General features: G+C 67.1%; 15 protein-coding genes. 7 read left to right on the forward strand and 8 right to left on the reverse strand.

All coding sequences use genetic code 11. The annotated features are described in order from the left end of the window. Positions 1-578: 578 nt before the first annotated feature. The 5 genes from ACFUPX_RS10000 to ACFUPX_RS10020 all read right to left on the reverse strand — a co-directional run bounded on the left by ACFUPX_RS10000 (position 579) and on the right by ACFUPX_RS10020 (position 8,121). Entirely contained in the window at positions 579-1,598 is a 1,020-nt protein-coding gene (locus ACFUPX_RS10000; RefSeq protein ID WP_383318950.1) for a hypothetical protein, read from the reverse strand. A gap of 28 nt (positions 1,599-1,626) precedes the next feature. After that, positions 1,627-6,198, reverse strand: coding sequence for a DUF6531 domain-containing protein (locus tag ACFUPX_RS10005; RefSeq protein ID WP_383318953.1), 4,572 nt, complete (start codon positions 6,196-6,198; stop codon positions 1,627-1,629). 7 nt (positions 6,199-6,205) lie between these two features. Beyond that, positions 6,206-6,517 carry a hypothetical protein gene (locus ACFUPX_RS10010; RefSeq protein ID WP_383318956.1) on the reverse strand — a complete coding sequence of 104 codons (312 nt, stop codon included), beginning with the start codon at positions 6,515-6,517 and terminating at the stop codon, positions 6,206-6,208. A 171-nt stretch (positions 6,518-6,688) separates the two neighbouring features. Beyond that, the gene (locus tag ACFUPX_RS10015; protein ID WP_383318959.1) at positions 6,689-7,471 is read right to left on the reverse strand and encodes a hypothetical protein; all 783 of its coding nucleotides are present in this window, start codon (positions 7,469-7,471) and stop codon (positions 6,689-6,691) included. Positions 7,472-7,473: 2 nt separating this feature from the next. Further along, positions 7,474-8,121, reverse strand: a complete 648-nt coding sequence (locus tag ACFUPX_RS10020; RefSeq protein ID WP_383318962.1) for a hypothetical protein — start codon at positions 8,119-8,121, stop codon at positions 7,474-7,476. 364 nt (positions 8,122-8,485) lie between these two features. Between ACFUPX_RS10020 and ACFUPX_RS10025 the strand changes: the two genes are divergently transcribed. Both ACFUPX_RS10025 and ACFUPX_RS10030 read left to right on the forward strand, forming a co-directional pair. Further along, positions 8,486-8,668 (forward strand): helix-turn-helix domain-containing protein, encoded by a 183-nt coding sequence (locus ACFUPX_RS10025; protein ID WP_383318965.1) that lies wholly within the window; start codon positions 8,486-8,488, stop codon positions 8,666-8,668. Beyond that, a complete protein-coding gene (locus tag ACFUPX_RS10030) occupies positions 8,665-8,826 on the forward strand; it encodes a hypothetical protein (RefSeq protein ID WP_383318968.1) in 162 nt (53 codons plus the stop codon). Before ACFUPX_RS10025 ends, ACFUPX_RS10030 begins: the two co-directional genes overlap by 4 nt. Positions 8,827-9,245: 419 nt before the next feature. Here the strand turns inward: ACFUPX_RS10030 and ACFUPX_RS10035 are convergent, their stop codons facing one another. After that, complete coding sequence (locus tag ACFUPX_RS10035) at positions 9,246-9,836, reverse strand: integrase core domain-containing protein (RefSeq protein WP_383318971.1); 591 nt, start codon at positions 9,834-9,836, stop codon at positions 9,246-9,248. 933 nt (positions 9,837-10,769) lie between these two features. On the opposite strand from ACFUPX_RS10035, the gene ACFUPX_RS10040 reads away from it, so the two are divergent. After that, positions 10,770-12,776, forward strand: a complete 2,007-nt coding sequence (locus ACFUPX_RS10040) for a hypothetical protein (RefSeq protein ID WP_383318974.1) — start codon at positions 10,770-10,772, stop codon at positions 12,774-12,776. Between the two features lie 22 nt (positions 12,777-12,798). Continuing rightward, entirely contained in the window at positions 12,799-13,320 is a 522-nt protein-coding gene (locus ACFUPX_RS10045) for a hypothetical protein (protein ID WP_383318977.1), read from the forward strand. A 27-nt stretch (positions 13,321-13,347) separates the two neighbouring features. Here ACFUPX_RS10045 and ACFUPX_RS10050 read toward each other — a convergent pair whose 3' ends face one another. Next, positions 13,348-13,692 (reverse strand): hypothetical protein, encoded by a 345-nt coding sequence (locus ACFUPX_RS10050; protein WP_383318980.1) that lies wholly within the window; start codon positions 13,690-13,692, stop codon positions 13,348-13,350. A gap of 387 nt (positions 13,693-14,079) precedes the next feature. Between ACFUPX_RS10050 and ACFUPX_RS10055 the strand changes: the two genes are divergently transcribed. Then, entirely contained in the window at positions 14,080-14,418 is a 339-nt protein-coding gene (locus ACFUPX_RS10055) for a hypothetical protein (protein WP_383318983.1), read from the forward strand. Between the two features lie 48 nt (positions 14,419-14,466). Here the strand turns inward: ACFUPX_RS10055 and ACFUPX_RS10060 are convergent, their stop codons facing one another. Next, entirely contained in the window at positions 14,467-16,065 is a 1,599-nt protein-coding gene (locus tag ACFUPX_RS10060) for an APC family permease (protein ID WP_383318986.1), read from the reverse strand. Between the two features lie 420 nt (positions 16,066-16,485). Here ACFUPX_RS10060 and ACFUPX_RS10065 point away from each other — a divergent pair, with 420 nt between their 5' ends. Next, the gene (locus ACFUPX_RS10065) at positions 16,486-18,288 is read left to right on the forward strand and encodes an NAD(P)/FAD-dependent oxidoreductase (protein WP_383318989.1); all 1,803 of its coding nucleotides are present in this window, start codon (positions 16,486-16,488) and stop codon (positions 18,286-18,288) included. A 127-nt stretch (positions 18,289-18,415) separates the two neighbouring features. Continuing rightward, positions 18,416-19,390, forward strand: coding sequence for a GlxA family transcriptional regulator (locus ACFUPX_RS10070; protein WP_383318992.1), 975 nt, complete (start codon positions 18,416-18,418; stop codon positions 19,388-19,390). Positions 19,391-19,493: the final 103 nt, after the last annotated feature.

The following is a 19,493-nucleotide window of genomic DNA, read 5'->3' on the forward strand; positions in this document are numbered from 1 at the left end:
TGGGCCGCCAACGCCCGGCGTAACAAGCGACGCGGGGGGCCATGCTCGTGCGTATGCCGCAGTGGAGGTTCTGCGGGGGTTGCGGACACGCAGGTTGTGGAGGGCGATAATCAAACGGTGCGGTCGGCAACTGTTGGTTTGCGGAGCTTGTGAAGCGGAGGCTGCGTAGCACGCCCGCCATGATCGGTGCGTAACACCTTTCCCACTGCGTGACCTGGGGTGTGGAGAAGGAAACGACGCACATACGCTGCTCGGCGTCATCTGCGTCGGATGGGATCGGAATGACCGCATGAAATTGAGCCCTCAGCACCCTGATCTCCTCGCCGCTCGTAGAGAATTCCGCAGGAAGGGCGTAGTCCCGGCCTCCGGTGAAGATGGCGGCCTGACCGCAGGGCGCATCCATCACCGAGCCGGACCAGCCTGCACCACGCGATTTGAGGATGCTGCCTAGAGTTCCTTGGGCTGCCGTGAGGGTGTCGGCACTGTATGGGGAGTCCATGACTGCGACAGCCAGTGATCCCAGCGGAGGTTCTCCCTGGAAAACGTGGAGACAGCTCGCGGCGTAGGCCACCCCCTATTCATTGCAGGCTGAGTTTGTGCGCGTGGGTTGCATCTGCAGCACACGCGAAGATGTTCAAGGAACCGCCTCGGCCAACGGTCACCCGGGTCGGGATGTTCGCACCCGAAGTAGCGATGAGATCACGGTCTTCCAGAGGGACCCAGCTGCGCGTACCTCCGTCCCACTCGTGGCTGGCGATGGCCAACAGAAGCCGCATGGGGGCGCCACACGAACAGACGTCTTCGGATGGTCCGGTCACTGCCCATGAGGCATAGCCCCCGACCTTCCACCCTGGTGCAATGGAAAGGTCATGGTGATAGGTGACGAATTCCTCTTCGTCGCCGGATTCCTCAGCTTCTTCTTCGAGTTGCGCTTCCCATTCTTCGATTCGATACCGAAGGTTCTCACTGAGGAGCTCTTGATATTCGTGCTCCATCACCTGCTCGGGTGCCACCGTGCAGGGCTCGGGCACGTACCCCTCGCTGCCGACGACTTCGGGGGCAGGGGATGTTTCGAGGGCGTCGCCGCACTCGGCCGAGTTCCGCCACCGCAGGTGAACGTCCGGGGTCCGTGGGGTGCCGTGTGCGTCGAAGGGGCACCACAGCACCTGAAGGAGATCACAACCATCGGGAGGCATGAGGCCGGGGACGTCCTTGGCGAACAGTTGGGCCAGCGGGAGGAGGGGGATCGGGTCAGCCTCACGGAGGTCTGGGACGCGATGCTCCTGCTCCAGTGCCGACAGCGCGGCCAGGTCCTCCGCCGACGGGCCCGTCTGGGGATTGCGACGCCATGCGTCCTGCAGGATGTGACGCTCCTGATGTACGTCATCGATGCGCCGTCCCCTGTCTCGTGCATGAGGTTCTCGGCAGGTAGGCCAGGGCTCGTGCGCAGGCCACAGGAAGGGGCCGCTGATGGAACTCTCAGTCGGTTTTGGCGCTCCGGGACGCGGGTGGAGCCGCGTGCACATCCTTCGGTAGCTGGACAGTTCGGGGAACTGTGCCTCGACGTTCACCGGTCGCGGCGGGGTGGTGCGCGTCATGATCGTCCTTGGAGTTGCAACGGTTGGCTCACAGCTTCGGGATGGGGATGGTACCGGCCCGGACTCCCGCGGCGGGATTCTCCAGTTTCTCGGTCAATGAGAATCCCCGGTTTCCGTACGCGGAGATTTCCAGCCTGGTCGGAACCGGATTAGTTCCTTCATATTTGGGCACCACCGAATACTGAATATTCTCTCCCTTGTCGACCGCACGGTACACCTTGTCCTCGATTGCCCTCATGGCAGGTGTATTCACAGGGGCCTGGGTGAGCGTCACTAGGTTCTGCCGTGACAGAGACCCCTTTCCTGGACCACCGAGGCGGTTGGCGAGCAGGTGGCCGCGTGCTTCGTTGAAGCTGGTGCCGTGTCCCCGCCAGCCGGGTGTCCAGGTGGAGCCTGCTTCAGACCCCGTGTCCAGCATCTCTTTGCGCAGAGATGCGAAGACGCCGGTCGGGCGGTTCAGGTCGTCCAGCTTCCCGAACCGGGCGCTTCCGTCCCACTTGTATCTGTCGGTCAGGCATGCCTTCGGGACAAGGCCGAGAGGATCGCTCCACGTCTGCGGATTGTGGGTGTAGGTGACCGGGTTGGGGGCGGGGACGAGACCGAAGGGGTCCGGGGTGGTGTAGCGGGCGGTGTCCGGGTCGTAGTGCCGGAAGAAGTTGTAGTGAAGGCCGGTCTCGGGGTCTGCGTACTGGCCGGGGAAACGCAGGGGCGTGTATGCGGTGGCGTCGCGGTTCCAACTGGTTCTTCCCCACAGGGTGGCCTGGGTGTGCCAGGCGATAGCGCCGTCTTCGTCGACGAGCTCTGTGGGGGTGCCGACGAGGTCGGTGATGATGGCGAAAAAGCGGGTGTCAACGTCCTGTTGTGACGCCGTGGCGAGGGGCGGCGTCGTGGCAGCGGGCTTGCGCTCCAGCTGGGCTACAGGGTGATCGTCGTCGTACTCCCAGGTGATGACGGTCCCAGTGGCGGTGTCGGTCTGCTCGGACAGGCTGGTGCCGTCCCAGGAGAACCGGACCGTCTCCACGGGGTGCTCCCCATCGGGGGCCGTACGGTACTTGGCGGTCCGGCGGCCGAGCGGGTCGTAGCTGTAGGTCCAGGTTGTGCCATCAGGAGTGGTGCAGGAGAGGAGGTGGTCTTCGGCGTCGTAGACATAGCGCCAGGTGGCGGGCTTGCGCGACAGGCGGGTCTTTTGACGGAGGGTGGCGCGGCCCGCGGCGTCATACTCATAGCGGACGGCGCCCGCGGTGCGTATTCGCGTGCCGGTATAGGTGCGCTCGCCGCGAGCTTCAGAGTGCGGGGCCTCGTCGGGCCACTGAGCTCGGGTCTGGTTGCCCGCCGCGTCGTAGGCATAGGTCTCGCTCCAGCTGCCGGCTGTCACAGCCAGGGGGCGTCCGACCGCATCCAGGGTCATGTCGCGCTGCTCGCCGGCGAGTTGGTCCGCGATCTGGGTCAGGGTGTTGTCGGCACGGTAGGTGAAGGCGCGGGAGCGTAGGACGCGGCTCGCGGTGGCCAGGTGCTGGGTGGTCTGACGGCCTGCCTCGTCCCAGGTAGAGGTGAGGGTGATCGGGGCCGCGAGGCTCTCGACGACGCGGCTTGTCTCCCGGCCCAGGGCATCTCGCTCAAACATGAGGCGGTGTCCTCCCACTGACACTGCTGTGGGGACTCCTGCCGCGTTGCGGGATACCTGGGTGCGGACGCCACTGGGGGTGGTGCGGCTGGTACGGCGGCCCAGGACGTCGTGCGTGTAGCGGGTGGTGTGGCCGTCGACGGTCTCCGCCAGGACACGGCCCAGGACGTCGCGCTCCAGGACCAGAGTCGAGGTGCTGGTGGACGCTTCCGTGAGGTGACCGGCCCGGTTGTACAGGTACGTGGTGTGGTCGCCGTCGATGTTCTTTGTCACGATGCGCCCTGCGGCGTCCAGCTCATGGGAGATGACCTGGCCGAGTGGGGTGGTGCGGGAGGTGAAACGTCCCGCCGCGTCGTAGGTGTAGGTGAGCGTGCGGCCATCGAAGTCCGTCTCCGACACCAGGCGCCCGGCAGGGTCGTAGTCGTAACTCCAGTGCAGCCCTTGAGGGTTGGCAACTTGGATGAGTCGCAGCTCGGTGTCATGGGTGAAGGTGTAGCGGGCGCCGTCTGGGGCGGTGCGCACCGCCAGCAGGTCGAAGTCGCCGTACTCGAAGCGCGTGACGCCGCCCGACGGGTCAGTGTGCGAGGTGCAGTTGCCCTCGGCATCGTAGGTCCACGATTCGCTGCTTCCGTCGGGGGCGGCGCGGCGGACGAGCTGCCCCTCGACAGTCCACGCCAGACGGGTGGTACGGCCCAGCGGGTCAGTGATGGCCGTCGGGCGCCCCATGGCGTCGTACACATGTGCCGTGACGGCACCTGCCGGATCAACGACTTCGAGTGGAAGGCCAGCCCGATTGTGCCGGATACCCGTGGTGCGCCCGAGTGCGTCGGTGGCCATGGCGAGCTGCCCGGCTGAGGTGTAGGAGAAGAAGGTGTGGGCGCCGGAGGGGTCGATGACCGCTGTGCGATTGCCGTGCTCGTCGTACTCCTGGCGCCAGACGCTCCCGTCCGGGCCAGTGATGGCCACAGGCAGTCCAGCGCCGTCGTACTCGCAGAAGTTCTCCTGACCGTCCGGATGGACGACGGACACCAACTGGCCGCGGGCGTCGTAACGGTGGCGCGTTGTGTTGCCGAGCGGATCGGTCACTGCCACCAAGCGCCCCTCACCGTCCCACTCCTGATGGGTGGTGTGACCTAGGGGGTCGATCTCGCGGATGAGCCGGTATGCCTCATTGTGCTCGTGCCGGGTGCTGTGTCCCAGGTCGTTTGTGACGGTGGTGGTCCGAGTCGCATCGTCGTAGCTCAGCGTCCCGGAAAGATATCCGCCGCTCCCCTCGGTCCTGATCACCCGGCCTTGCTCGTCGTACGTGTAGGAGTACGTATTGGCGTTCCGGTCCGTCCACGAGGTGATCCGGCCGTCGGGGTCGTAGGTGAACCGCAGCGCCTTCCCAGCGGAGTCGCGTACCTCGGTGAGGTGGCCGTCATCGTCATAGCCGTAAGAGGCGAGCACCGTCCCCCGGTCTTCCGGGTGTTCGGGGTCGAGTAGGCGCAGGGCAGCGATACGGGGAATGTGAGGGTGGCAGTCCAGCGCGATGCGGTAGCCCCCGGAGTGCGCGACTTCGACGGGAGTCGCGTGGTCGCCATAGTGGATGGTGATCCGCTGGCGGTACCGGTTCTCGATGGCCTGCAAGGGCAGGTCGACACCTTCGGCGTCGTCCGTGGCCTGCGGTGAGTGGAAGACGTAGGAAAGGCCGGTCGCGGGGTTGGTGACGCGCAGCGCCCCGTCCACCTCGGTGTCCCACATCAGGGGTATTCGAGGGCCGGTCTCCGGATAGACGGGCTCGCTGGAATCGGGGGCGAGGCTGGGGTAGACGAGCCGGGATCCGTCGGGCGCGGCGTAGACGATGCCGTCGTCATCGGCTTGGAGGCGCTGGTCAAGGGTCGAGGCCCAAGAGGGGCCGAACCAGCCACCCCACCGATAGGACGAGATATGGGTGCGCTCCAGGATCAGCGGAAGTGCGCCAGGCAGCTCGACGTCCGTCTGCGGCAGCAGCATCGCGCCAGTCGCCACGTCGATCGGGTCGAGCTTGCACTCCTTCTCGGCCGCGCGAATGGCGGCCGCGAGCTTCCGGGCCTGCTCGGGCCGGAGCTTGAGCCGGGAGAGATCCTTGCCACCGAGCCCCAACGACTTGCTGAGCTTGGCGAGTTCGCTGGGCTTGAGCTTGCCCAACCCCTTGCCGATAACCTTGCCCAGCATGCCGCCGCCGACTCCGAAAGCGGCTCCCAAGGCCAGGGTCTCCGCCAGTTTCTCCGGATCCTTGAACGTTCCCGGGTCCTGCAACAGCGCGTCGAAGGCCGAGAACTTCATACCCTCGCCAGCGAGCTTGCCTGCCTTGGCGATCGTCTTAATCTCCCCGAGGGCCTTCAGCGCCCGCTCCAGTCCGCGGATGGCCTCCAAAACGGTGCGGATGACCCGGGCCATGCGGGTGCCGGACGTCTCGATCCGGGCAATCAGCGCCACGACCTTCGCGGCTCGTGCACCAGCAGCGAGGCTGCCGGCGATCGCGGACAGGCCGCCGGTCAGCACCGACAGGGCCAGGCCCGCGATCTCGAACTCGACGATTTCCGCGAGGATCACGCCGATCTCGGACAGCAGCTCGTGGGCTTCGTCGGCGAATGCGTCCAGCGCCTTGGCGCCGTCGCGCAGCGAGTCGGCCGTGTTGGTCGCCTGCGTGCGGGATGCCTTGGCCCGCTTGTGGAGTGCCTTGGCGGCCTGGCCCTCCCACTCCAAGTCCTGGAGCGCCGATTTGGCGTCGTGAGCGGCGTCGTCGAGGCCCTTGGCCAGGGCCCGCCACTGTTTGGCGATGTCGCGGATGCCGTCGGGGTCGACGGCGGGGTCGGTGATGCCGAGGAACTCCAGGCCGCTGGCGAGGGTGTCGCCGAAGGCGTGGTTGGCCTTGTTGATCCAGTGCAGCGGGTTGAGGTCTTCGGCGTCGATGTCGATGTCGATGTCGCCGGGGATGATGTCGAAGCCCATGGACGGCTCAGCCCTTCTTGGCGCGGGCCGCGGCGGTCAGCAGGACGTCCAGCAGGTCGAAGGCGTCGGAGACGTCGCCCAGGAACTTGGCCTCGGCCTCCCACTCCTTGTGCAGGTTCTTGGTGAGCTTGGCGATGGTGTCCATGCCGTCCTGGATGTCGTCCTTGGCGCTCATCAGCGAGCCCAGCACGCCGAAGGCGGAGAGGTCGTGCGAAGCGGCCTTGAAGTCATGGAGGGGTTTGCGGGTGTGGTGATCCACTTTGCCCAGCGCGGAGGCCGCCTTGTGCAGGGCTTCTGAATCCTTCTTCAGGTCCGACATGCTGCCGCCCCCGTGGGTTGAGATGGTTCCGCGTGTAGTGCGCTGGTCGGCTGGGAGACTCGGTCAGCGGTTGATGGACTGGATCTCCTGGACGGTCATGTCCTGGGCGGTCTCGAAGGCGCCGTCCGGCAGAGCGCCCTTCGCACTGCCTGTGCCCTCCCAGGAGATCTCTCAGGTGGTCACCGCATACAGGCCGGTGCCGGGCAGGTCGGCGCGGACCGTGACGTCCTTGAAGGTGGTCTTGTCCAACCACGCCCAGGTGGGCAGGTTCACCGTCGACTTGTCCTCGGGCTTCAGCTCGATCTCAGTGTCCGGGACCCTGATCTTGTCGTAGGCGAAGGCGGCGAGAGTCTCGGGAGTCGGGGCGTTCTTGTCCTTGGGGATCGTGCCCTCGTCCTGCCAGAACATGATGCGGCCGCAGTCCCACGCCTTGGCGTCCTGGTACATGCCCTTACGGACCGTGCTGCGCCAGAACATGCCCTTCTTGCCGAGGTTGTACTTCTTGTATCCGTCGGCCGTGGTGTCTCCAGGGCGATTCGGGTCGAAGTTGGAGTCCGCCTTGCCCTTCTCGTAGTGGTCCACCCACAGGCCGTTGCTCCACCACACGTGGGCGTTGACCAGCCCTCCCTCACCAGTCGCGACCGCGTCCTTGGGTTGCTTCGGGGAAAAGACCGGCTCGTACCAGCACGCCGGGGGCTCCCAGTTTGGGTCCACGGACTTGAGCTCGCCCACCGACGCCTTCGCCGTCTGGCCGCCGGGGTACGTGAGCTTGATCTTCGAGTTGGACACCGATGCCATGAGTGACTTGCCGGAGGCGTCGCCGCTGGGGCCTGAGGGCCTGCTCGGCTGTTTGGACTCGTCGTCTTCGCCGAACGCGTGCGCTATGCCGGGCGTCGCAACAACCACGAGCACTGAGGCGGTCAGCAGACTTGTCGCCTTGGAGGAGCGCGACATACTCAGCAGCCACCCCGTTCGGTTTCCGAGTAACTCGTCTTCCACGCACCCTGTGACGTCTTGTCGAGCCGGTTGCGGTACTGGACTCGCGCCTTAGAATCCTGGGGCGTCCGCTCGACCTCGCCGGTCTTGGTGTTCTTGGTGGAGCCCCTGCTCTCGTCGACGCAGTAGAACAACACACCGCTGCCGTCATCGGCGATGCTCACCTGCGGTTTCGATACTGTGGCGCGGCCGATCAGGACCAGGTCGTCGTCGACGAAACCCTTGATCCACTTGCGGGCCGACTGGCCGGCGGCACCGTCGGTGTAGAAAGCCACCGCCTTGGAGTCCGGGTTCCCCTCAACGGTCGCGGCGTACTCGGCGAGCAGTTCCTGCTTGCCGTCATCCATGATGGCCTGCAGCTTCGGATCGCTGTTCGTCCATCCGGCGAACTCCGCCTGAAATGACTTGGGCAGCTTGATCTCCGGCCGCTTGGCTCCGCCCGGCTTCACCGACGGACTGGCGGACGCCGAGGTGTCCTTACCTCTGCCCCCGGCACCCTTGATCTTGTCGGACGAGTCATCGTCACCACCGCCCGAACCACATGCGGTGAGCAAGAGCGCAGTGCTTGCGGTGATCGCGACCGCAACGGGCAGGAAACGGCGGTTCACTTCTGACTCCAGGTGGGGCGACGGCATCTCGCGGGCAACTGACGATGCCCAAGGTGCAAATGCTTTCATGCGAACGATCCGCCTCGATCTGTGGGGCGATGAGTTGGTTGATATCGCACGTGTCGAGGATCTGCATCTCGCGTATGTCCCACTTGGTCAGCATGACAATCGCGGACGCCATCCACCACGCCCGTCGGTGTGACACACGCCAACCTCGCTTCCCCTCAACAGCTTGGACGGCGGCTGGCGAGATCCGCGACAGCACCCTCTCTCTGTCCGTCCGGCGACGGATGCGTTGGAGGGAACGAAGGTTCGCAGGCTGGCCGGGGCCCGACATGCGCCCGCCGACTGGATTCAACGGGCAATGATCAACGTGTTGAGCTGGAAAGGGCTGCGGGTACCGGCGATCGCGCAGCGGCTGGGATGCCACGAGAAGACGGTCCGTAAGTGGCTGCACCGGTACAACGAGCAGGGCTGGATGGGATCGGTGGCCGCCCCGGCTGTGGGCGCAAGAACCGGATCACCGAGGCCGAACGCTCCCGGATGATCCCGCTGGTCAAGCTGACCCCGCCCCGCGGGCTGGAGATCCAGCCGCCCATCGAGTTGTGGACGGCTTACGTGAAGGGGCAGGAGGAGTGGACCCTGGACACGCTGGCCGCCATCGCACGCCTCTACACCCAGCCACCCCCGACGGTGCGACAATGATCTGCGCCGATGAGCTGGCGCCGGTGATCCCGCGCGCCTTCCCACCCCGGGCCCGGCTGGTCGCCCGACGGCCACCGGATCAAGGCCGAGCTCTACCACAGCCGCGACCCGGAGAAGACTGGGGTCTACGGCGGCCTGCGCGTCCGCGACGGCATTGAGATCACCACGACCGCGCCCTGGTCCACGCCATCCTGAAGGGCGCTGCGTTCGCCCTGAGGTCGGGCAGCGATCAGGAAGGCTCGTGCCTTGCACGCTTGTTGACCACCTCAACGGTCCCGTACATCCGTCTTTCGTGCGACGGACAGGGCTATGCCCATGCGCTTGTAACAATGGTGGCCTCTGCGGAGGGTGCGGACACGCAGGCTGCGGAGGGCGGTGATGATCCGGCAAAGGGCATCGCGTGGGCGAGTTATCCCAAACTAGCCCCGCCCGCCACACGCCTGGAGGAGACTGCCGCTCACCTTCGTGAGATCCAGGGGCCCCACGACCGACACCCCCCAGCGCCCGCTGCGTCCGGATGAGGAACTTGCCCGGTTCCACAACGGCGACACCCTCGACAGCATCCCCATTGTCCGCTCTGTCGCTTGGTGGGGCCGGTGGAGGTTGTAGTGCAGCTCGAACTGGTGGAGCGCGTGGTGTAGATGACGCTCGTTCCAGATGAGAGTGCGGTCCAGAAGTTCGTGGCGGCAAGTCTGGACCCAGCGTTCCATGATGGCGTTCATGCGCGGTATCCGGACGCCGGTGAGCACGACTTGGATGCCGGCGTTGCGCAGAATTTCGTCGAAGAGGGCGGGGTACTGCGCGTCCCGGTCACGGATCAGATACGCGTGGGTGGCCTGTGCGTCAGTGAGGTCCATGGCCAGGTTGCGGGCGGCCTGGGTGACCCAGGCCGCGGTGAGGTGGGCTGTGGTGCCGAGGATCCGGATGCGGCGGGTGACGTGCTCGATGACCGCGAGGATGTACTGACGCTGGCCGGTCAAAGTCGCTGTCTCGATGAAGTCGCAGGCCATCAGGGCGTCGGCCTGAGAGCGTAGGAAGTCGGCCCAGGTGGTGGCGGCCTGGTCGGGTGCGGGCGTGGCGCCGTTTGATCAGGTCGTGATGCCAGCGCAGCACGGTGTCAGGCCGGACCAGTAGGCGCAATCGGCGCAGGACCTTGCGGGGTAATGGCACCAACAGAGCGGCAAGGAACGCCCGGTCTTCCGGAGCACGGTTCACCCGGTCCGCGCCGAGTTGTCGCTCAAGGGCGGTGAGCTGGTGGCGCAGAGCGAGGATCTCCGTGACCTCGTCGCGGTCGCTCACCGGCAGCAACCGCAGCGCGCCGAACAGGTTGGTGACGGTCAAGTAGACAAGACGCACAGTACAGGTGCTCATCCTGCCGCACCTTCGCAGACGCTTGCCATGTGCAGGGTCAGCATGAGCCCGTGGTCGGGCCCGCGGAGACGGAACGGCGATGTGATGCCGTGTTCGGGTCGAAGAATAGGGCGGGAGGCGTTTTCGTGGTGCTGGATGAGTGTCTCAGTCTTCCTCGCTGTGGGAGTCGGGTGCTGCGCTGCAGCCTGCCGGTGGCTCAGCAGCCCGCTACGTGTGCTCCCGGTATCAGCCCTCACCTGCCGCACTTCGACACTATCCAGCCGGGCTTGAGACGGAGCGCGCGTCGTATCTCCTAGTCCGGGCCGTGCCCGAGCCCGCGGCCGGGTAACGGGTAGGCCGGGCGCTGCGCAGGCCAGGCCTGGCTCGCATCGGGGGCGCCATGGCGATGCGTCGGCGTGCGAGGGGCCCGTGGTCCGTGGCGGGATGTGCGCCATCGGACCTATCGACGCTTCAGCACCGTACGTACCCGTCTGAAAAGTTCGTTCCGTCCTGTGTGAGGGGTCGCCGATGATGCATCCCGGTGCCCACATTCGCGGCGGAATTGGTTGCCGCTTCACCGAAACGGTGTGCGTATGAGCTGTTGGCCTGCTTGCTCGGGATGGTGTGACTGCATCGAGGGCGGGTGTCGGCCAGCGCCGCTCAAGCCCAACGCCGTTCGTATCCGCACCGGTGACGGCCGCTACCTGAGGGCCATCGACGGCCCGACCGCCTTCTTCGGGTACCTCGGTCCGACGTCCGAACAGCCGGGGACGTGGGACACGTTCCTCATCGACGAGCCGACGACCTGGCCCGTCCGCAGCGGTGATCAGATGGTGCTGCGTGCCGTCGACGACACATGGCGGCCGTTGACGGACGTCCTGATCCGTGTCGACCACGGCGTTCGCATTCTGCCCAAGAAGGGCAAGAAGGATACTCCGCTCGTCTCCTACCAGTTCGGCGGCCCCGACCGTTCCGTGTTGGTTTCCTCACCCCTTCCGAAGGAAAGTTACCCGGCTTACCGGCCCGGAGACCCGGGCGAGTGGACGTTCACGATCACCAAGATCGAGGGCGGCGGTCCCGCTGCCCCGGGGACCACGATCGACACCGGCGATCAGGTGATGTTCAGCTTCGGCACCCGCAACCCGGCTCAACCGGTGCGCTCCTGGCGGCTCCGCGACGACACCGCGCCCCGCCACGTCGACGGCGATGCCGAGCCCGGCGGCCCGTCGGGCACCGTGTTCACCGTCGAGTTCAACGAGGTCAGGCCCGGCCTCGGCTGGCGCCCGCCGACGGACACGCCGTGCCGCGAGTGCGCGCAGGTCACCGCGGTGGTCACGCGCCGCAGTGACGGCACACACATCGCCCGTGCGCACGTCACCGCCGTACCGCCGAGTCGGCCGTTCGCCGGCGACACGCCACCACAACCCACCGACGGCCGCGCCGTGTTGACCGCGTTCATCGACGATGCCGTACGGGATTGCGTACCCGCCGGGCCCCTCACGCTGCAAGCCGCGGCGGACCGCTTCCAGATCGCCAGCGCCACCGCCCAGGTCCCCGACCGGGGCTCCGTCGATGTGCCGATCGCCATGGACTGCACCACGGTCACCGTGCGCGTGGCCGATACCGCGGGCAGCCCCATGCCGGGTGAGTGGGTCTTCCTCACCGACCGGCAGGGCAACCCGATCCTTGACCTGGGCGGCAACCCGTATCAGACCAGGACCGACCTCGCCGGTCGTGCCGAGTTCGCCTGCGTGCCGCACCGCGAGATCAAGGTGTCCACCGACTACGACCCCAGTGCGGACCAGGTCGTGACGATCGGTCCGCCGGGTGCTCATGTCGACCTGACCGTGCAGCTCACCGCCGCCACGGTCATCGTCCGCGTCCTGGACGCGGACAACAACGACCAGCCCCTCGACGGCGCAGGCGTCCGTATGACTACCAGCGACACCGCGGTGCGCACCAGCACCACCGGTGGAACCCCGCCGCAGGCCACCTTTGCCAGGGTGCTGCCTGCGGGAGCCGCCACCGTACGCGCCACGATGGCCGGGTACCTGCCCAGTACCGTCCCCGCCACCATTCCGGCATCCGGCAGCACGACCATCGTCATCCGGCTGCGCCGCGACGCTCCTGTGCAGGCGCCTACCGGGTTCATGCTGCAACTGGACTGGGGCACCGCGCCACGTGACCTCGATCTGCACTGCTCCGGGCCCGACAACGCGGGCGGCCGTTTCCACTGCTTGTTCAACAACATGCAGCCCGTGCCGTTCGTCCGCCTCGATGTCGATGACCGCGACGCCACCGGCCCCGAGCGCATCAAAATCACCCCAGTTGGTGGAGCGTTCTTGCCGGGCGACTTCCACTGCTGGATCGACAACTTCTCCGGCGAGCGGACCTTCGACGGGTCCGGGGCGTCGGTGACGCTGCTGAGTCTCGACGCCAACTCCCTGCCCACGCGCCGTGGCCGATGGGTCGTCGCCGATGTCCCCGGCACGCAGGCCCGTCTGTGGTCCGTGGCGCGGTTCACCGTCGACGCTCAAGGCCAGCTGACCGTCACCCCCGTCATGTCCTACCAGTCCGGAGACTGGGCCACTGTCCTCTAGCGGCACGACACGGAGACCGCGCATGCCCGACAACCCGCATCAGGCCACGCTCGAGCGGCTTCTTGAACTGCACCGGGGGGACCTCGCCGATCTGTATGAACAAGCGCGCGCTCTAAGGGAGTTGCTGCGCCGCAGGCCTCCATGGCTCGACACCCAACCCAAGCGGCCGCCGTCGCGTTCGGTGTTGCAACGCGACCTGGCAGGCGTGGAGCGCTCCATCGCCAAGCACGAACAGATCATCGGCTTGGGCGCGGACGGACGCGTCGGAGATCTCCTGCGGACCGTGGCCGACGATCGGGAACTCGCCCGGGAGGCGGCCGAGGACCCGGCGGCATTCGCGGCACGGCACGGTCTCGAGCTGCCGGACACCATGGTCATCAGCATGCTCGTCACGGGCCGCGACGTCTCCGCGCGTATCAGCAACTTCGACCCGGACATCCCCTTCGACATCACCTGGACCCAGGACGGCTTTCCCGCGCCGCCGGAAGCGGACCGGCCCTCTGAACGGGCGATGCGGTTCCCGCCGGCACAGCAAGCTCAGTGATGTGCCGAGAGCCTCCTTGGAGCCTCTTCACGGTCGTGGCCTGCGGCTGAGCCGGTAGACGCCGTAGGTGACGCCGAGAATGATGTCCACGGCAGCCCAGAGGGCGATGATGAGGCCGACGCCGATCGTGGTTCCGACGTCCCCCGCGTCCTGACAGAGCTTGAGAGCGTCGCCTGCGAGCCCCTCGCAGGAAGGGTCGTCGCTGGCGCTGGTGGCGCCTGTGATGATCCAGATCAGGAACAACGCTTGCACGGCGAGGAAGACCCAGAGGAAGACCCGGTGGGGCTTCTTGCGCTTGACGGCATCTGGGGCGGGTTGCGGGGGGCCGCTTTCGGGGCGTGGTCCCCAGTGTGGGGCGGGTGTATCAGTCATGAGCCCGACCTCCTGGATGAGGCGAGGCAGTTTTCACTGCGGATACATGGTCAACGTTACGCTTCACGGAGCCGAATGGTGTGTCACGTTGCGGCTCGCGCGGATGTGCCCTATGGGCGCACACTGGTAAGTGGAGCGAGGTCTGGTCGGAGTGGCGTCCGATGAGGCCGTTGCCGGCTACTAGCGCGAAAGCCCGTGATCGCCGTGCTCTGTCCGCGTGAGTCGCGACAGCATCGACAGCCTCGGGCGGCGCCCCGCAGACGCAGGAGTCGCCGTGTGGCTGCTGCGATTGTGGGTGGCGTCGCTGCCGGCGTCCTAAGTTTGGGCGGGTGTGGATCCCAAGACGCCGGGTCCTCTCCGTCGTCCGTCGCGTTTCAACAAGAGGCCATGTACGAGACCAGCTTGCCGGCGGAGGAGAACCTCACCTGGTTCGCCGGCGTGGAGGCCGAATTCCAGGCTCTCCAAGGTCACTTGGAGGACATTTCTGCGGCCGCTGAAGCTAACGACGTGGTGGAGCTGACCTCCGCATGTCGCGGCGGGCTGGAGGACGTCACCAAGTTGCAGAGCGCCGATCCGTTGCCGTCGAACGCAGAGCTATGGGACGCAGCGCTCGATGACCTTCAACTGGCGTTCTCCTCTTGCGTTGCGGGGGACTATACGAGTGCTACTGCCTATCTGGCGGCAGGCGGCGCCAAGTTCGACCGGATAGCCGCCGAACTCTCGTGACTCGGGTAGCGGACCGCACGCCAGCCGTGACATGCCTCTGGGCCCCGTTCAGTGAGCGGGATTCGCGCGGAGGTGGGCGGCGCCCGAACGCACCGCCCAGCCGAAGACCGCGAAGGCCACGGCGCCCACCACGAGTGAGTCGTACGGGGATGGGAGGTGTCCGGAGCCGCCGAAAGTGCCGAGCCATGACAGCAGGGCCAGCGCCGACAGGTGGAAGACGAGCCAGGCGCCGTGGCGTAGTTCCTCGGCCGGGGGGCTGCCCGCCGTCCTGCGGCGTTGCAGCAGGAACAGGGGGACACCGGCGAGGACGAGGGGCAGGGCCAGGCGCAGGTCGTCCCAGCCCGACCAGTAGACGAACTCGGTCGCCACGGCGAAGCTGATCGGTGCGATCCAGCGGACCCCTGGCATGTGGCCGTCCGCCAGGGGTACGCCGCGCTCCCGGTCGTGGGCCCGGAAGGACGCCACCGCCACCGCTGAAGCGGCGTAGATGATCAGGTACATGTCGCCCATCACGCTCACGATGTCCTGCCAGCCGCCGAACGGCAGCATGAAGAGCATGATGACCGCCAGGTTCAGGACCAGCGCGCGGCGAGCGATGCCGGAGCGGGGATCGATGCGCATGAAGAAGCGGGGCAGCAGGCCGTTCTTCGAGAGGGCATAGGTGTGGCGGGCGTCGATCGCGACGCCCACGTAGGCGGAGCCGCCCGGGGAGACCACCGCGTCGGCGTAGAGCAGTGTGGCGAGCCAGTGCAGGTTGAGGACGAGAGCGAGCTGGCCGAACGGCGACTCGAAGTTGACTCCCTGCCAGCCGTGCGCGAGCAGTGAGTCGGGCACCGTGTAGAGGAAGGCGAGTTGGAGCCCGAGGTAGACCAGCACCGCCAGGCCGATTCCGGTGAGGACGGCGGCGGGTACGTTGCGGCGCGGATTGCGGGCTTCTCCGGAGAAGTCCAGAGGGGCCTGGAAGCCGTTCACGGAGTACACGATGCCGCCGCCCGCGAGTGCGGTGAGGCAGGCCGCGTATCCGTACGGGGCGAACCCGCCGTGGTCCGTGAGGCGGCCCGAGTGGGTGCCGGAGAGGAACAGGGCGACCACCGTGAGCACCGGGACGACGACCTTGAACACCGACACCAGGTTGTTCATGCGGGCGAACATCCGGACCGCGAACCAGTTCAGTGCGGTGAGCAGCACGCTCAGTGCGGCGGCGACGCCCAGGCCCGACGCGGTGAGGCTGTCGCCGTGGTAGAGCCCGGGTACGTAGTGGGCGGCGTACTGCATGATGGCGCTGATCTCGGCCGCGGTGCCGCCCACGGAGAGCATGACGGACCAGCCGACGACCGTGCCGACCAGCCGGCCGTTCGCGTACAGCGGCCAGCGGACCGTGCCGCCGCCTTCGGGCCTGGTGGCGCCGAGTTCGACCATGACCAGGGCCACCAGCGCGCAGAGCAGGCCGGCCGCGACCCAGGAGAGCAGTGCGGCGGGCCCCGCGGTCTGGGCGGCGTACATGGCGGCGAACAGCCAGCCCGAGCCGAGGATGTTGGAGAAGCCGATCGCGGTCAGTGCCCAGAACCCGAGGTCCTTGCGCAGCCGGCTCTCCTCGGCGCGGATGTCCGGGGCACCGGCAGTCTCCGTCGGCTGTTGCTGCGCCACGTGGCAAACCTCCTCGACGATCACGGAACCACGGGGGCCAGCGTGCCACGCGGCACGCGGCACGCGTGTGTGCCGAAGCGCGGTCCGTTCCGCGTCGTCGGAGTATGCCGCCGCGTGCCGATGTGTCCTTCGATCGAACGCCGCGGGGCATCTCGAAATTAGGGAGGAGGGAAGGGACGGGATCGTGGCGGCGATGGAAAGTGTTCATCCGCCGATTTGGTTCACTTGAACGCCGATAGCGCTCGCGGCCTTTTATTCAGCAGGTGCGGGCGCGTTTTCATGTCCTTTTGCCGTGCCATGGATTGAGTCGCGTAGACGACGAGTGGTGCTCGACATATGGTCGTGAAGTCACCCAAGAGGGGGCGGTGGAAGCGGAGTTGCGCAGCGCGTCCACCGACAGCGAGTGAAAGGCCAGCCACCGTGCGGGAGTATTACGACGTAGTCATCATGGGAGGGGGACCCGCCGGTTCCACTCTCGGTGCTCTGCTCGCCCAGCGCACCGATTTGCGAGTTGCCATATTCGATAAGGAGGTATTCCCCCGAGAACACATCGGTGAGTCATTCGCCCATCCCGTCGTGCCCGCATTGCAGGAAAGCGGGGCGCTGCCCAAGGTTCTCGCGAGCCCGTGCTGGGTGAAGAAGTTCGGCGGCATCTATGCCTGGGACCCGGAGCGGCCCAGCGTCGCGCTGTTCGACAAGAGGCCGTACGAAAGCGACGGCGTACTGCGCTGGACCATGCACGTCGACCGCGCCGAGTTCGACCACATCCTCCTCGACCATGCCGCGGACGTCGGCGTGGAGGTCTTCCAGGGCCTCGCTGTCGACGCCTACGAGCCCGGCTCCCGCGGCGGCCTGGTCCGCCTCGCCGACGGATCGGAGGTGCGGGCCGGCTACTTCGTGGACGCCTCCGGACGCCAGAGCAGCGTCTCCGCCGCCCGCAACAAGCGCGGCTGGCTCTCCAACTTCAAGAACATCGCCATCTGGCAGCACTTCACCAACTCCGGCCAGACCCAGAACATCGAGGCCGACTGGAACGTCTTCACCGCGGACAACCTCTCGCCCATCGGCTGTTTCGCCTTCCGCGACGGCTGGTGCTGGTACATCCCCGTGCCGAAGGTCATCGACGGCAAGCGGGTCCTCACCCACTCCATCGGCATCGTCACCAACCCGGCCGTGCTCAAGGAGCCGGGCAGCGACTTCACCGACCAGGAGACGTTCCTCGCCGCCGTGCGCCAGGTCCCGTACCTGAAGGACCTGATCGCCGACGCGGTGCCGGTCGCCGACGGCATGCACACCGCCACCAACTACTCCCGTGTCAGCGAGGAGTTCGCGCACTACGACGAGCGACACCTGCTCGTGGGCGACGCCGCCTTCTTCGTCGACCCGCTCTTCTCCTCCGGGGTCGCCGTCGCGCTGACCCAGGCCGCGGCCCTGGCCCTGCTGCTGCAGAAGACCACCGACGGAAGTCTCGGCGAGAGCGACCAGCGCCATCTGTGGCAGGACTACAACGCCAAATGGCACGGTACGGCCGAGACCTTCGCCCTGATGATCGATCAGTGGTACCACGCCATCGCGAAGAACAACCCCGACAGCGCCTACTGGAGCACCCGGGGCACCGGAGCCGATCTCGGCATACGTGAGCAGACCTTCGACGCCCTGCTCAACACGGCCTTCCAGGACGGTCTGCTGGAGGTCATGACGCACGGCAGCCGCCAGGTGGCGGACCTGGACGCGACCGGCCCGTTCCTGGCCGCCTCGGCGCTCGCCGAACCGGCCGACCTCACCGACGGCGCCGTCATCTCGCTGATGGGCACGACGGCCGTCAAGGACAGCGTCACCCTGCTCGTGCCGGGGTTCAAGGCGACCAACCCGCCCATCAACATCCAGCTGCCGCCCGCCGTCCTCGCCGGGATGACGGAGTACTGGCGCAACCCCCTCACCAACCACGACGCGGTGCCGTCCCCGCTGCGCGACACGGTGCCGTGCCGGCGCATCTACTCCACCGACGACCCGCACGGCGTCACCATCGACGCCGATGTCCGCAGGGACGGCGTGGACGAACTGTGGGTACTGCTCGCCGGTGGCCCCCTCAAATACGGCGAGATCGCGGAACGTCTGACCCCCGCCCAGACCCGGCTCCTCAAGCGGATGTGCGTGAGCGGCTTCCTGCGGGTCGTCCCCGAGGGCGCCGACACGTCCGGCGGCGCTCCTGTCGCCACCTGATCGGTGGCACGGCAACTCAGCCGCGCGGTGGTCGAGTTGGTGCGGTGCGTGTGAGCGGTGTCAGGCAGGAGGGGAGGGGGGAGGGGGTGGCCGTTGTCGCGTCAGCTCCTGCGACGGGAGGGCTGTGATGAAGAGGGACGTCCTTGTCGTGCTCTACGACGGGGTCCAGGGGGTGAGCTTCGCGGGCCCGATGGAGGCGCTCTCCGCCGGGTCGGCCACGACGGCCGGCGATCCCGGCCCCGTCTACGAGATACGCACCGCGTCGCTCGGCGGCGCTCCCGTCCGTACGTCGAGCGGCCTCACCGTGGTGCCCGACGGTGCGCTCGAGGACGCCTCGCCCGCACACACATTGGTGATTCCGGGAAGCGACCAACTACCGCTGCCCACAGACCAGTTGGGTGCCGCGCTGGGTGCGTCGGCGCGGGGTGCCGGACGCGTGGCCGCCGTCTCCACGGGAGTGTTCCTCCTCGCCGAGACGGGCGCGCTGCGCGGCCGGCGGGCCACGACCCACTGGCAGTGGTGCGATCTGCTGGCCGAGCGGCATCCGGACGTGGACGTCGACAAGGCGGCGACGGTCGTCAGGGACGGGAGGGTGACCACCTCGGGTGGCGGCACATCGGGCATCGACCTCGCCGTGTCCCTGGTGGCCCAGGACGCCGGTCAGGAGCGGGCGGTGCGGGTGTCCCGTGAGCTCGTCTCGTACCGCCGACGACCGGGCGGCCAGCTGCAGTTCATCCCCTGGACGGCCCCTACGGTCGAACACCCGGTCTTGCGCAGCACCCTGCGGTGGATCTCGGACAACCTCGGCGAAGACCTCTCAGGCCGCAGCCTGGCGGAGCGCGCGGGCATCTCGCCCCGCCACATCAACCGTCTCTTCGCCTCGCATACGGGAATGTCGCCTCGGCAGTACGTCGAGTCGGCGCGGGTGGGTGCCGCGCGCCGGATGATGGAGCGGACCGGGCAGCCGGATCGACTCGAGGAGATAGCGAAGGAAGCCGGGTTCAGCACCCTGGAGTCCATGCGCGTCTCGTTCCGCCGAGTGCTCCAAGTGGCCCCGGGCGAGTACCGGGAGAGGTTCGGCGCCCCGTACGCGCCCGAGTGACGACGCGAGGCCGGCGCAGAGCATGGGAACGCAGATCGCGGGAACTCGGAGGCCGCCTCTTCCGACTACCTCTCCGGGGCCGTTTTGAGCCCAGAGGCAAGAG

It is taken from the genome of Streptomyces sp. NPDC057302, assembly GCF_042667685.1.
GTDB lineage: Bacteria > Actinomycetota > Actinomycetes > Streptomycetales > Streptomycetaceae > Streptomyces.